Annotated in this window: 13 protein-coding genes; 2 read left to right on the top strand and 11 right to left on the bottom strand. The window is 70.3% G+C overall.

All coding sequences use genetic code 11. The features are described from left to right. Nucleotides 1-266: 266 nt before the first annotated feature. The 7 genes from VP06_RS16500 to VP06_RS16470 all read right to left on the bottom strand — a co-directional run bounded on the left by VP06_RS16500 (nucleotide 267) and on the right by VP06_RS16470 (nucleotide 7,347). Complete coding sequence (locus VP06_RS16500; RefSeq protein WP_048464864.1) at nucleotides 267-1,727, bottom strand: FAD-dependent monooxygenase; 1,461 nt, start codon at nucleotides 1,725-1,727, stop codon at nucleotides 267-269. 79 nt (nucleotides 1,728-1,806) lie between these two features. Next, complete coding sequence (locus VP06_RS16495) at nucleotides 1,807-2,517, bottom strand: ABC transporter ATP-binding protein (RefSeq protein ID WP_048464875.1); 711 nt, start codon at nucleotides 2,515-2,517, stop codon at nucleotides 1,807-1,809. Nucleotides 2,518-2,522: 5 nt separating this feature from the next. Further along, a complete protein-coding gene (locus tag VP06_RS16490) occupies nucleotides 2,523-3,317 on the bottom strand; it encodes an ABC transporter ATP-binding protein (protein WP_048464863.1) in 795 nt (264 codons plus the stop codon). A 5-nt stretch (nucleotides 3,318-3,322) separates the two neighbouring features. Then, the gene (locus VP06_RS16485; protein ID WP_048464862.1) at nucleotides 3,323-4,162 is read right to left on the bottom strand and encodes a branched-chain amino acid ABC transporter permease; all 840 of its coding nucleotides are present in this window, start codon (nucleotides 4,160-4,162) and stop codon (nucleotides 3,323-3,325) included. Between the two features lie 4 nt (nucleotides 4,163-4,166). Then, a complete protein-coding gene (locus VP06_RS16480) occupies nucleotides 4,167-5,048 on the bottom strand; it encodes a branched-chain amino acid ABC transporter permease (RefSeq protein WP_048464861.1) in 882 nt (293 codons plus the stop codon). Between the two features lie 215 nt (nucleotides 5,049-5,263). Further along, nucleotides 5,264-6,394 (bottom strand): ABC transporter substrate-binding protein, encoded by a 1,131-nt coding sequence (locus tag VP06_RS16475; RefSeq protein WP_245291203.1) that lies wholly within the window; start codon nucleotides 6,392-6,394, stop codon nucleotides 5,264-5,266. A gap of 452 nt (nucleotides 6,395-6,846) precedes the next feature. Further along, nucleotides 6,847-7,347, bottom strand: coding sequence for an META domain-containing protein (locus VP06_RS16470; protein ID WP_425350918.1), 501 nt, complete (start codon nucleotides 7,345-7,347; stop codon nucleotides 6,847-6,849). Between the two features lie 254 nt (nucleotides 7,348-7,601). On the opposite strand from VP06_RS16470, the gene VP06_RS16465 reads away from it, so the two are divergent. Beyond that, complete coding sequence (locus VP06_RS16465; protein WP_053081851.1) at nucleotides 7,602-7,895, top strand: helix-turn-helix domain-containing protein; 294 nt, start codon at nucleotides 7,602-7,604, stop codon at nucleotides 7,893-7,895. A 238-nt stretch (nucleotides 7,896-8,133) separates the two neighbouring features. Here VP06_RS16465 and VP06_RS16460 read toward each other — a convergent pair whose 3' ends face one another. From VP06_RS16460 to VP06_RS16450, 4 genes are all read right to left on the bottom strand, one after another. Continuing rightward, a complete protein-coding gene (locus VP06_RS16460) occupies nucleotides 8,134-8,661 on the bottom strand; it encodes an alpha/beta fold hydrolase (RefSeq protein ID WP_245291202.1) in 528 nt (175 codons plus the stop codon). A gap of 69 nt (nucleotides 8,662-8,730) precedes the next feature. Next, complete coding sequence (locus VP06_RS37230; RefSeq protein ID WP_197093218.1) at nucleotides 8,731-9,039, bottom strand: alpha/beta hydrolase; 309 nt, start codon at nucleotides 9,037-9,039, stop codon at nucleotides 8,731-8,733. Between the two features lie 44 nt (nucleotides 9,040-9,083). Then, entirely contained in the window at nucleotides 9,084-10,304 is a 1,221-nt protein-coding gene (locus VP06_RS16455) for an NAD(P)/FAD-dependent oxidoreductase (RefSeq protein WP_048464872.1), read from the bottom strand. A 200-nt stretch (nucleotides 10,305-10,504) separates the two neighbouring features. Continuing rightward, nucleotides 10,505-11,206, bottom strand: coding sequence for an IclR family transcriptional regulator (locus tag VP06_RS16450; RefSeq protein WP_048464859.1), 702 nt, complete (start codon nucleotides 11,204-11,206; stop codon nucleotides 10,505-10,507). Nucleotides 11,207-11,392: 186 nt separating this feature from the next. On the opposite strand from VP06_RS16450, the gene VP06_RS16445 reads away from it, so the two are divergent. Beyond that, nucleotides 11,393-12,727: an MFS transporter gene (locus tag VP06_RS16445; protein WP_048464858.1), complete on the top strand. Its 1,335-nt coding sequence runs from the start codon at nucleotides 11,393-11,395 to the stop codon at nucleotides 12,725-12,727. Nucleotide 12,728 lies beyond the last annotated feature (1 nt).

The following is a 12,728-nucleotide window of genomic DNA, read 5'->3' as shown; positions in this document are numbered from 1 at the left end:
CGGGCTGAGAGCCAGATCTCATCCCCTGGAGAAACGGAAGCAGGTCCAGGTCGCCCTGGCCCTTGCTGTCTTCTCTCTCGGGATGTCCCGGAGGGCTGAGCCGTTTGCTCGGCGCCCCGTCGGTGAGCGGCTGTCTAAGGGTAGCCGGCTCGCCTGTCAACTCGGGTGGGATCGGACGGTTGCGGTCGTGGTAACAGGCGAGGGCAGGGGGGCTGCCCGAACCTCTGGGGCCGGCATGTCCCCCGGATCTGTATCAACCCCGAGCTTCAAGAGGCCAGCGCCTGGAGGTAGCGCTCCGCGTCACCCCAAGCGGCTGCTCCTGCCGACAGGCCGACATAGCCGTCGGGCCGGACGATGAAGAGGCGGGATGCGTCCGTCGTCGTCCGCGGTGCCGGTTCGAGGAGGCCGGGGAAGCGTCCGGTCAAGGCGGTGCCGCGTGCGGCGTCGGCGGTGTAGAGGACGAAACGGGGCGCAGGTCCGCTGCCCGGCGGTGGTCCATCATAAGCGTCAGGCTCCCAGCGGGCGCCGGCGCCGGGCCCGATCGACAGGGGAGAGCCCGCATAGGCGATCTCGATCTCGCTCATCGTCGTGGCCATCCTGTCGCGGACGGCGTGAAGGCCGAGCAGGAAGCGGAGCGCAAGGTTGCGCGCGGCCTGCGCTGCCGGGTTGGACAGCGTCGCCATGTCGGTGAGCCGCCCGGCATTGCGCAGCACCAGATCGCCGACGGCGCTCCGTTCGGGGCTGTAGCTGTCGAGAAGGGACGGGGCGGCCTGGCGGCGCTCCACCATCGCCAGCTTCCAGGCGAGGTTCACCGCGTCCTGCATGCCGGTATTCATGCCCTGGCCGCCGGCTGGACTGTGAATATGCGCCGCGTCGCCGGCAAGGAAGACCCGCCCATGACGGTACTGGGCGACCTTGCGCTCGTTGATGCGGAAATGCGTCAGCCAGACCGGATCGGACGCGCGAAAGCCGCCGCCGGCCCGCCGGTCGATGAGCGCCTGCACATCGTTGAGCGTGGGGATCGGGCGCGGATGCAGCGGGTCCGTCCGGCCCAGGGTCGCGACGATGCGGGCGCGCCGGCCCGGGATCGGGAAGACCACGAAGGGGCCGTCGCGGTGCAGGTAGGTGGCGATCTCGTCCGGCGGCGGCGCCTCCGGGCCGTCGAGGCGCACATCGGCGAGCAGCCAGTCGTCGCCCTGCGCCGCGCCCGCGAAAGCGAGGCCGAGCCCGTGCCGCACCGGGCTGTGGGCCCCGTCACAGCCGATCAGCCACGGCGTGCTCACCCGCTCCTCGCGGCCATCCGCATGCCTCAGCCGGACCTCGACGCCGTCCGCCTCCGCGTGGAAGCCGACCAGTTCCACCTCTCGCTCGACCGCGACGCCGAAGGATCGCAGGTGTGCCGCGAGAAGGCGCTCGGTGTCCCGCTGCGGGATCATCAGGGCGAAGTTGTAGGCGCTCGCGATGCTCTCGAAACGCGGCCGTCCCAGAACCGTCCCGCCGCTGCGGATCGAGGCGCCCGATGCCCGCAGGCCCGCCTCGAGGAAGGCCGCCGTGCAGCCCATGCGGTCCATCAGTTCGAGCGTGCGCGACCAGACCACGAGCGCCTTCGAGGTCTCGGTGGCGTGCGGGGCCCGGTCGATGAGGCGCACGCCGACGCCGTAGCGGGCCAGTTCCGCCGCCAGGGTCAGGCCCACCGGCCCGGCACCGACGATGAGACACTCCGTCATGAGGGCTCCTCTCCATCGACCGCGTCCGTGACGCGCGGGCCGGCGATACGCTGTCCGAAGGAAACGCCCGGAACTCTTATCACGCTCCCAGATAGGCCGCCGTTACCTCGGGGTTGCGGGCGATCTCCGCCGCCTGGCCCTGGAGGCGGATCCGGCCGGTTTCCAGCACGTAAGCGTAATCGGCGATGGCGAGCGCCGCGCTGGCATTCTGCTCGACCAGCAGGATGGTGCGCCCCTCCGCCCGCAACGCGGCGATGATGGAAAAGATCTCGTCGACGATGAGGGGGGCGAGGCCCATCGACGGCTCGTCGAGAAGGAGCAGGACCGGCTCGGCCATCAGCGCGCGGCCCATCGCCAGCATCTGCTGCTCCCCGCCCGAGAGATAGCCGGCCTGCTGGCGCAGCCGCTCGGCGAGCCGCGGGAACCGCGCCTCGACCGCCTGTTGCCGGCGCGCCGCCTCCGGGCCCGGGACGTGATAGGCGCCGAGCCGGAGATTCTCGGCCACCGTCATGTTGGCGAAGACCTGGCGGCCCTCCGGCACCTGCACGATGCCGCGGCGCGCGATGCGGTGGGCCGCCTCGCCGGCGATGTCGACGCGAGACCCGTCGCCGAACAGCACCCGGCCGGCCCGGGGCTTCATGAGGCCCGAGAGGCTGCGCAGGATCGTGGTCTTGCCGGCGCCGTTCGACCCGATCAGCGAGACGATGCTGCCGCGCCGCACCGCGAGGCCGATGCCGTGGACCACGTCGGCCCGGCCGTAGCCGAGGCGCAGTCCCTCGACGGAGAGCAATTCGCTCACGACACCGCTCCGCGGCTGACGCTGACCTCGTGGCGGCCGGTGCCCAGATAGGCCTCGATCACCGCCGGGTGGGCCCGCACCTCCGCCGGCGTGCCGTCGGCGATCCGGCGGCCGAAATTCAGGACCGTCAGCCGGTCGCACAGGCTCATCACCAGGGGCATGTCGTGCTCGACGAGCAGCAGGGTCAGGCCGCGCTCGTCGCGCAGGCGGCGCAGGAGGCCGAGGAGGGCGTGGGTCTCGGCCGGGTTCATGCCGGCGGCGGGCTCGTCGAGGAGCACGAGCCGCGGCTCGCAGGCGAGCGCCCGGGCGATCTCCAGGCGGCGCTGGTCGCCATAGGGCAGGTCGCCGGCGCGGGCGTCGGCCGCCTCCGACAGACCGACGAAGGCGAGAAGATCGCGGGCCTTGGCCTTGGCCTGGCGTTCCTCGGCCCGGAAGCCTGAGCCGCGCAGCAGGACGCCCCAGGTCGACGAGAGCTGCGTGTGCCGGCCGGTCATCACGTTCTCCAGCACCGTCATCTCGGAGAAGATGCGGATGTTCTGGAACGTGCGGGCGAGGCCCAAAGCCGTGCGGCGGTAGGGCGGCAGACCGTCGAGCGGCTGGTCGCCGAGGCGCACGCTGCCGGCGCTGGGCGCCAGCACGCCGGAGACGAGGTTGAACAGGGTGGTCTTGCCGGCGCCGTTCGGCCCGATCAGCCCGTGGACGGTGCCGGGCTCGACGGCGAGGTCGACCGAATCGACGGCGACGAGGCCCTGGAAGCGGCGGGTGAGCCCCTGGACGGTGAGCAGAGCCATGGCCGTCAGCCGGTCCGGGCGATGCGCCAGGGCAGGATGCCCCGCGGCATGAACAGGACGGCGAGCACGATGATGAGGCCGTTCACCATCAGGCGGAAATCGGCGAGGGGGCGCAGCACCTCGGGCAGCAGGGTCAGGATGGTGGAGCCCAGCACCGGCGCCAGCGGCGATCCGATCCCGCCCAGCAGCGCGTAGCTCAGGATCGTCACCGCGGTCTCGAAGCCGTACTCGTTGGGGCCGATGAACGAGGAGACATGGGCCGAGAGGCAGCCCGCCACCCCGGCCATCGCCGAGGAAACGACCAGGGCCACGAGACGGTAGCGCGGCAGGTTCACCCCCATCACGCCGGCCGCCGCCTCGTCCTCGCGCATCGCCTCCATGGCGCGGCCGATGCGGGACCGCGCCACCAGCGTCAGGCCGATCAGCAGCACCGCCAGCGTGCCGTAGATCGCCGGTACGCCGCCGCGCTCCGGGATGCTGGAGAGGCCGAGCGCCCCTCCGGCATAGTCCCAGTTGAGGAAGACGATGCGGGTGATCTCGCCAAGCCCGATCGTCGCGATGGCGAGGTAGACGCCGGTGAGCCGCAACGTCGGCCCGCCGACGACCAGGGCGAGCAGGGCCGGCACCAGGGCGGAGGCCAGCATCGAGACGGCGAAGGGCGCGCCGAGCTTCACCGAGAGCAGGGCGCCCGTATAGGCGCCGACGCCCATGAAGGCGGCCTGGCCGAGGGAGAGCTGGCCCACCGCCAGCACCACGTAGACCGACAGGGCCAGGATGCCGTTCACCCCGATCCCGTGAATCAGGCTCTGGTAGGTCCAGTAGAAGTCGTCGAGGGCGTCCCACATGGATCTAAGCCCGCTTGGCGGCGGCGCGGCCGAACAGGCCGAGCGGACGGAACCACAGGGTGGCGACGAGGAGCGCGAAGGCGATCATGTCCTTGAGGGTCGACGAGAGATAGGCAGCGGTGAGCACCTCGGCGAGGCCCAGGAGCAGGCCGGCGAGAAGGGCGCCGCGCAGGTCGCCGAGCCCACCCACGATGATGACCGCGAAGCCGCGCAGCATCATGTGCTCGCCCATGAAGGGCTGGATGGCGTTGAAGTTGAGCCCGACGAGCACGCCGGCGGCGCCCCCGATGGCGCCGGACAGGAACGAGACCACTCGGAGCATCAGGGCGCCGTTGATCCCCATCAGCGAGGCGGCGTCCGGGTTCTCGGCCACCGCCCGGATGGCCAGCCCGATCCGCGAGCCGCGCACCAGCGCCAGCAATGCCAGCATCAGCACGATGGCGGCGGCGAGGATCAGGATCTGCGTGGTGCCGACCCGCACGTCGCCGAGGCTGTACGCGCCGCCGGAAAAGATCTCGGCCGGGAAGCGCCGGATCTCGGTGCCGAGCGCCGCCGCCATGCCGGCATAGAGGAACAGCGTGGCACCCAGCGTCACCATCAGCGAGGCGAGTTCCGGCGCCTTGGCCTTGCGCAGGCGGGTGAGGAGCAGCGTGTCGAGGATCACCGCGATCACGCCCGCGATCAGCGCGCCGATCGGCAGGGCGGCCCAGATCGGCAGCCCGAGCGCTTGCGTGCTCCAGAGCGCCGCAAAGGCGCCGAGCGCGAAGTAGACCCCGTAGGTGAGGTTGATGACGCCCATCACCCCGAACATCAGCGTGAAGCCGATGGCGAAGAGAGCGTAGGTCGCGCCGAGCACGACACCGTTGACGAGCTGCTGCTCAAGCATGGGAGCGAGGAGATTTCGATGGGCGCCCGGCGCCCGCTGCGGCCCGGCCTCAGGGCCGAACAGGATGACGAGGCTGCGACGTGGCCGATATCGCGCGGCGGGTCAATCGGTGGGGTGGGGAGCGTCGTTGACGCAAAGCGCAGATTTCCCCGTCCCAGGCGATCCCGGGATCGCCTGGGGGAGGGGAGACGCCCCGCCTCGGACGGGTGTGTTGACTACTGCAACAGCTGGAACTTGCCGCCCTTCATCACCAGCACCACCACGCCGGAGGTATCCGCCGGGTCGCGGGTCTCGGAGAAGGAGAATGGGCCCATCACGCCGGTATGCTTCACCTTGATCAGCGCATCTTTGATCTTTTCGGAGTCCGGCGCGCCGGCCGCGTCGATCGCCTTGGCGACGATGAACAGGGTGTCGTAGGCCTGGGCTGCGAACTGGTCGGGCAGGTCGCCGCCATACTTGTCCTTGAAGGCGTTGACGAAGGCTTGGTTGGCCGCGTCCGGCTTGCCGACGAACCACGGGCTTCCCACCAGGGTGCCGTCCGCCGCCTTGCCGGCGATGTCGCCGAGCTTGGGCGAGTTCAGGCCGTTGCCGCCGATGAAGAACACCGTCTCGGGAATGCCGAGCTGGCGCGCCTGCAACTCGATGCCCGATGCCGCCTCGACCAGCGCCGACAGCACGATCGCGTCCGGGTTCAGCGCCTTGATCTTGGTGAGCTGCGCGGAAAAATCCGAATCCTTCGAGCCGAAGGTCTCGGTCGTCAGGGTCTCGATGCCGAGCTTCTCCAGCGACGCCTTCATCACGTCGTAGGCCGACTTGGTGAAGGCGTCGTCGTTGCCGTACATCACGGCGACGCGCTTGAGGCCGAACTTGTCCTTGGCGGTCTTGAGCGTCACCGGGATGACGTCGGATTCCGGCAGCGAGGTGCGGAAGACGTAGGGCCCGATGGCCGTGATGCCGTTGGCGGTCGTCGAGGTGCCGACGATCGGCACCTTGCGCTCGTTGGCGACCGGGCCGGCGGCGAACATCTCGTTCGACAGGGTGGGGCCGAGGATCAGCGGGACCTTGTCGCGGCCGATCAGCTTGCGGGCGGCGTTGAGCGCCTGCTCCTTCGCACCGGCCGAGTCCTCATAGGCGAGGGCGAGCGGACGGCCGCCGAGCACGCCGCCGGCCTTGTTGATGTCCGCGAGCGCGAGGTCGAAGCCGCGCTGGATGGCGATCCCGTAGCGGCTGTTCGGCCCGGTCAGGATCTCGATCGCCCCGAGCTTCACCGGCGTTTTGTCCTGCGCCTGTGCGCCGACCACTGTGCCTCCCAGCAACGCCGCCGCGAGCAGCACCCTCCTCGACATCGACCGCATCCCGGTTCCTCCTCGCATCCGTCGTTCTCGTTGGGCCGCGGGACGACGCGGGCCGAAAGCCCGGGCCGTCCTCTGGACGAGAGAGCGCCTTAAAGCACTGGAGCGCGGCGGTAAATCGTTTCTCCCAGCCGCGTGCACGCGCGAACGGCCCCGCCGATGGACGGAGCCGTTCCGACATGCTGCGAAAGAATGACGAGCCGTGCCAACGGGCGACAGGAACGACGGTGGTTCCGGTCCCGGATTTTTGCCAAGCCCAGGCCCGCGGCCGTCTGGGCTCGACAGCGACAACGCGCGATCAACCAGCCGCCTGATGCGTCGGCATTCTCAGCGTCCGTCACCGACGCGAACGCCGGTGCGGCGGTGAAAATCAGGCACGGCCCGAGCGTGCAGAACCCAAGACCTCAGTGGAGTGGCGCCACGCAACGCCACCGAGGCCGTCGGCATCAGAGGGCGCGGTCGAAGCGCAGCTCGCCGGCCTGGCTCTTGATCACCAGTTGCGAACCGACGAGGTCCCACTGGCCCGAGGTGCGGAGCGCGGTGAGGAACTGCATCTCGGAGGCGCCGACCGCCTTGTCGCAGCTCCGCTTGGTCAGCGCCAGCGGGCCGACCGCGAGGTGCTGCTCCTTGAGCGGGAAGGCGGTCGCCGCGAAGGTGTTGCAGCCGCCGAAGCCGCGGGCGCGGTACTGCTTGTCGATGATGAAGCTCGGCCGCTCGGTCCCGGCGAAGGGCTTGCCGTTGAGGCTCACCGCCGTCCAGGTCGAATCGAGCGGGAAAATCTTTTCCTGCGCCTTCATCGGCGGGATGTATTGCGGCTGAGCGGCCTTGTCCCGGTTCTTCTGGCCGTAGCCCATCATGTTCTGTGCCGAAGCCTGCGTGGCCGACGCCAACAGCGCGACGGCACCGGCGGCCAGCGCAACCTGCATCGCCTTCATCGCAATCCCCATTCGTCTTGTCGTGTTGAGGCGGACCGTAGAGAGGGCACCCCGCACCCGCAACCCTGGCCGCAGGCGGAGATGCCCCGCATCGGCATCTTGCCGACGACTGTTGCAATTATGCGGCAAGCTTGGCGGTAATATGGCAGGACTCGCGAAAGCTTGTGGGTGTGGCAACGAAAGCGGAGCCTCGCCGTTAGCAGGAAGCCGCACCGGCGGGAATCGGCCGGCGAGCCGGTCGTGACGAGAGCAGGGGATAAGGTTCAGTGAACGGCGCAGACGACATCACGACGGCGCAGCTGCGCCAGGCCCGGGACCTGCTGGCCTGGTCCGAGGACGATCTGGCGTTGCGCGCCAATGTCGATGCGGAGAGCATCCGCCAATACGAGGCCGGACATTATCCACCCTCGCCCGAGCAGCGGGCGGCGATCCGTGGTGCCCTCACGGCCGCCGGGGTGGACCTGATCGACGGCGCCTCTCCCGGCGCCCGCCTGCGTCCGGCCGATGCCCCGGACAAGGGGATCCCCCCGAGTGAACTCACCACCGAGAACGATCGCTGACCCTCGGCCCTGACGCGGGATCGGCGACGATGGTCTCGCGACGGCTGACTGATGCCAACGGTCGAAAGAAAACAACCTTTGGTTGCGTTCTCCAATTTTCGTTCAGCCTTTGGCTGAGTACCGAAAATTCGAGATGGCTCATCGGCCCGATGCGTCAGCATCTTGGGCCGATGGTATGGCTGAGCACGACGGTGCGCCGCCTCGTCGAAACGGTCCGGGCGGCATGAGCGCGGCCGGATCAGGGCGCCGCGATCCTGCCGCCGACCATCGCGGCGACCGCCTCGATCACCCCCGCGGCCAGGGGCAAGTCGGGATCCCGGTATGTCGCGATGTTCGCCGCCCGGTCGTTCGACCCGACGAGCTTGAGGACGTGATTGACATCGGCCAGAATCGCGAGGCGGGCCGCTTTGTTTGCCCGGTGCAACGCGTCCGCGTCGGCGCGGCCGACCTGGATGTCGCGCGTGCCCTGGAGGATGAGCACCGGCACCCGCATCTCGGCCATCATCGCAGCCGGATCGATCCGGAGCAGGCTGATCAGGAAGCCCTGCACCGCGGGGCGAAACAGCGGGAGCAGGATCGGGCTCACCGTCTCCACCCGCTCCCCGCGCTCGAGATGCGCCAGGATGTCCAGGGCCTCGGGCATGAGGCCGGCATTGGCCGGGTTAGCGGCGAGCTGCTCGCGCAGCACGGCACCGAGCGGGCGCCCCGGCACCGCCGCGAGAATCAGCCCGGCGAGATCCGGAGCGCCGCCCGCCGACAGGGCCACCAGCCCGCCCTCGCTGTGACCGAGAAGCCAGATCGGCGCCGTCGCGTCGCGCCGGCGGATCTCGGCGATTCAGGCCCGGACGTCGTCGACATAGTCGCCGAGCGTCACCGCATTCGGATCGGCGGCGGCGAGGCGGCTGCCATACATGCCGCGCTTGTCGACGCGGAGCGAAGCGATGCCGCGCGCCGCCAGTCCCTCGGCGAGAAGCCGGTAGGTGCCCGCCGCGACCCCGCCCGGGTTGTTGCCGTCGCGATCGGTCGGGCCGGAGCCCGGGAGGATCAGGACGACCGGAGCGCCGGGCGCCGCCGGCTGCCAGGTGCCCTCAAGAAGGCCACTCGGCCCCCTGGCATGCATGCCGACGGCTGCCTTGATGGGCATGGTCTGCGTCTCCGCCCGGAGGTGACGCAGCGTAGCACAGGCTTTCAGCCGAGCGCGAGAGCCTTGAGATCGAAGCCGGGATCCGCGGCCTGCTCGGGCGTCGGGCTCCGCCCCGTCTGGAGCAGGCGCCGGGCGATCATGTGGTCGGCCGGGCGGTTGAGCGATTCCACGCCGGCGAGGCGCCCGGCCCGGTAGCAGAACACCGAGACGCTGCCGGATTCAGGATCGCCCCGGCGCACGGCGCGATCGTGCGGCTGGCACAGGCCGGCGATCTGGAGCTTGAGCGGACCCTGGTCGCTCCAGAACCACGGCACCGCCGTGAAGGCCGCCGGCCGGCCGGCGAGGCGTGCGGCGACGCAGCGGGCGCCGTCGACGGCGTTCTGCACCGATTCGATCCGCACCCGCGCCCCGCCGGCGTGGGGCGAGGGCACGCTGGCGCAGTCGCCGATGGCCGAGATGGCCGCATCCTCGGTCGCCAGCATCGCATCGACCGCGACCCCGTTCTCGACCCGCAGGCCCGCCGCCCGCGCCAGATCGTCGTTCGGCAGGATGCCGATGCCGACGAGGACGAGGTCGGCCGCGACCTCGTGCCCCTCTGCCAGGGCGACGGCCCGGACGCGGTCCGGCCCAATCAGCCCCGAGACCGCGCGGCCGAACAGGAAGCGGGTGCCGGCCCGGACATGGGAGGTCTCGATCAGCGCCGCCATGGCCGGTGACACCGAGCGGGCGAGGGGACGGTCCAGCCCCTCGATCACCGTGACGGGACAGCCCTTCTGGGCGCAGATGGCGGCGAATTCGAGCCCGATGAAGCCGGCCCCCACCACCGCGACCGCGCGGGCCTCGGCGAGTGCCGCTTTCAGCGCGTCGGCGTCGGCGAGGGTGCGCAACTGGTGGACGCCCGCCAGATCGGCGCCCGGCACCGGCAGCGGGCGGTTGCGCGAGCCGGTCGCCAGGACGAGGTGGTCATAGGCGAGCGCCTCGCCGGAGGCGAGCAGGAGGCGGCGTGCCGCCCGGTCGATCGCGACCGCGCGCTCACCGGCGCGGATGGTCAGCCGGTGCTCGGCGAAATAGGCGTCCGGCCGCAGGGCCAGACCCGCCGCGTCGGTCTTGCCCAGCAGGTAGGCTTTCGACAGGGGCGGCCGTCCGTAGGGCAGGCCCGGCTCGTCGCCGACCAGGGTCACCGGCCCGGCATAGCCGTTCTCCCGCAAGGAGGCACCGAGCTGAAAGCCGGCCTGTCCGGTGCCGACGACCACGATTCCGTTCATCGGCAGGACATAGCCCGGACACCGCCGGGTCGTCGAGCGTGCGCGGCCGGCGATCCGGAGCGTGCCGACACGGCTGGTCCTCTCCCGGTGGCGGAGGTCGGATTGCCCCACCCATCCGGGGCGATCCCAATCTCCCGTCTACTCCACCGACCAGGCCGGGCCTTCGCGACGGCCGCGCCCGTGACAGGTTCGGTGTCGCCTCAGGTCTGCGCCCCCAACTCGGCCGACAGGCGCTCGGCGGCGTCGCGGAGCCTCGGCGCGAGGAGGTCGGCCTGCTCGGACGTGAGGCGCGACGAGGGACCGGACAGCGCGAGGGCGCCGATGAGCCTGCCACCGGCCCCGAAGACCGGCATTGCCAGGGAGGCGACGTGCGGGTCGGTGATGCCCGAGGTGTAGAGCGGCAGCTCGGGCGTCGTCTGCGGGGCCGTCCGGTCGCCGAAGGTCGCCAGCACCTGCGCGATGGCCGACTGGTCCATCGGCCGCATGTCGCCCGGCCGCACGTTCATGCGCAGAGGGTAGGGCGAGTCGGCCCGGAACAGGCATAGCCTCTGGTTGCCGCGGCGGATGTAGAACGACGCGGTCTCCATGGATTCGGCGGCGAGCCGCTCCAGCACCGGCACCACCCGCTCCTCCAGCGCGAAGGATTGCTGGTAGACCGAGCCGATCCGCGCCGCCTCGACCCCGAGGCGATAGCGTCCGTCATCCAGCCGCTCGATCAGGCCGAACTTCTCGAGCGAGATGCACAGCCGCATGATGGTGCTCTTCACGAGGTCCGTGCGGCGGGCAAGCTCCGTCAGTTCCAGCGCGTCGTCGCCGCGCCGGAACGCGGTCAGGACGGTCAGCACCCGCTCCGCCGAGGCGACGCCTTCGAGCTTGGGTCTCGGTCGGGCCTCTTTCGGCATTCGTCTCACGCTCACGGATGTCTGGCTTCGCCGTCGCCTCCCTTAGCGGCGCCGCGCGCCGCCGCCAAACCACTCGGATGACCCTCGCGTCCGCGGCCCTTCTGGGAATCCGCGCGCTTGACCCGTCGGCGCGACGATTGTAGTCATTTTGAAACGCCGTTGCAAAAACGATAGGGAGCAGGTGACATGACCCGGGCAGGACCGGCGCAGCCGGCAGTCGCGCCATCGGCCGAGGTCGACGAGCAGGCGCTTCACCGCAAGATGATGTGGCGCATCCTGCCGTTCCTGTTCGTCTGCTACGTGATCAGCTATCTCGACCGGGTGAATGTCGGCTTCGCCGCACTCACGATGAACAAGGATATCGGCCTCTCGGCGACCGCTTTCGGCGTCGGCGCCGGCCTGTTCTTCTTCGGCTATTTCATCGCCGAGATCCCCAGCAACCTGATCATGATGCGGATCGGGGCCCGGATCTGGATCGCCCGGATCATGATCACCTGGGGCCTGGTGTCGGCGGCGACCGCCTTCGTCACCGGCCCGGTGCAGTTCGGCATCGCGCGCTTCCTGCTCGGTCTCGGCGAGGCCGGGTTCGTGCCGGGCGTGTTCCTCTATCTCAGCCTGTGGTTCCCCTCCGCGGTGCGGGCGCGGGCCACCGCCCTGTTCCTGCTCGGCATCCCGGTCGCCAACATCCTCGGCTCGCCGATCTCCGGCGCGCTGATCCAGCTCGAAGGGTTCGGCCTCAAGGGCTGGCAGTGGCTCCTGATCCTCGAGGCGGTGCCGGCCGTGGCGTTGGGTATCGCCTGCCTGTTCGTCCTGACCGACAGGCCCGAGAAGGCGGCGTGGCTGTCACCGGCGGAGCGCGACGCCCTGGTCTCGAAGCTCGCGGCCGAGAAGGCGGCGATCGAGCGGAAGCACACGATGACGCTCGCCCAGGCGCTGCGGAACTGGCGCGTGCTGATGCTCGCCTGCATCAACTTCTGCGCCATTGTCGGCTCGCTCGGGATCGGCCTGTGGCTGCCGCAGATCATCAAGCAACTCGGCCTCGCCACCTCCCTCGTCGGGGTGGTGACGGCGATCCCCTATATCTGCGGCGCGGTCGCCATGGTGGTGTGGGGCCGGATGTCGGATCGCGGCCGCGACCGGACGATCTACCCGGCGATCTCGCTCGTCGTCGGCGCGGCGGCCCTGCTGGCGAGTGCCTTTACCCCGACGCCCGTCCTCACCATCGCGGCGCTCTGCGTCGCCGTCATGGGCATCAACTCCTTCGTCGCCACCTTCTGGGCGGTGCCCTCGAGCTTCCTCACCGGGCGGGCCGCCGCCGGCGGGATCGCCATGATCGTCTCGATCGGCAATCTCGGCGGCTTTGCCGGGCCGTACATGATCGGCCTCGTGCGCGACCTCTCGGGCGGGTTCACCGCGCCGCTCATCGCGGTCGGCGCCTGCCTGCTGGTCGGGGCGGTCCTGATGCTCGCCTTCGGCCGGAAGGTCCGCCGGACCGACGGGCTTGTCGCGGTCGCGGCCTGAC

Source organism: Methylobacterium aquaticum (assembly GCF_001043915.1).
GTDB lineage: Bacteria > Pseudomonadota > Alphaproteobacteria > Rhizobiales > Beijerinckiaceae > Methylobacterium > Methylobacterium aquaticum.
This window is presented reverse-complemented; position numbering and strand designations above follow the sequence as displayed.

Coding starts and splice junctions, on each gene's coding strand:
- VP06_RS16490 (WP_048464863.1), bottom strand. CDS start 3,317: ATGGCTCTGCTCACCGTCCAGGGGCTCACCCGCCGCTTCCAGGGCCTC.
- VP06_RS16485 (WP_048464862.1), bottom strand. CDS start 4,162: ATGTGGGACGCCCTCGACGACTTCTACTGGACCTACCAGAGCCTGATT.
- VP06_RS16500 (WP_048464864.1), bottom strand. CDS start 1,727: ATGACGGAGTGTCTCATCGTCGGTGCCGGGCCGGTGGGCCTGACCCTG.
- VP06_RS16470 (WP_425350918.1), bottom strand. CDS start 7,347: ATGGGGATTGCGATGAAGGCGATGCAGGTTGCGCTGGCCGCCGGTGCC.
- VP06_RS16445 (WP_048464858.1), top strand. CDS start 11,393: ATGACCCGGGCAGGACCGGCGCAGCCGGCAGTCGCGCCATCGGCCGAG.
- VP06_RS16480 (WP_048464861.1), bottom strand. CDS start 5,048: ATGCTTGAGCAGCAGCTCGTCAACGGTGTCGTGCTCGGCGCGACCTAC.
- VP06_RS16455 (WP_048464872.1), bottom strand. CDS start 10,304: ATGAACGGAATCGTGGTCGTCGGCACCGGACAGGCCGGCTTTCAGCTC.
- VP06_RS16475 (WP_245291203.1), bottom strand. CDS start 6,394: ATGTCGAGGAGGGTGCTGCTCGCGGCGGCGTTGCTGGGAGGCACAGTG.
- VP06_RS16450 (WP_048464859.1), bottom strand. CDS start 11,206: ATGCCGAAAGAGGCCCGACCGAGACCCAAGCTCGAAGGCGTCGCCTCG.
- VP06_RS37230 (WP_197093218.1), bottom strand. CDS start 9,039: ATGCCCATCAAGGCAGCCGTCGGCATGCATGCCAGGGGGCCGAGTGGC.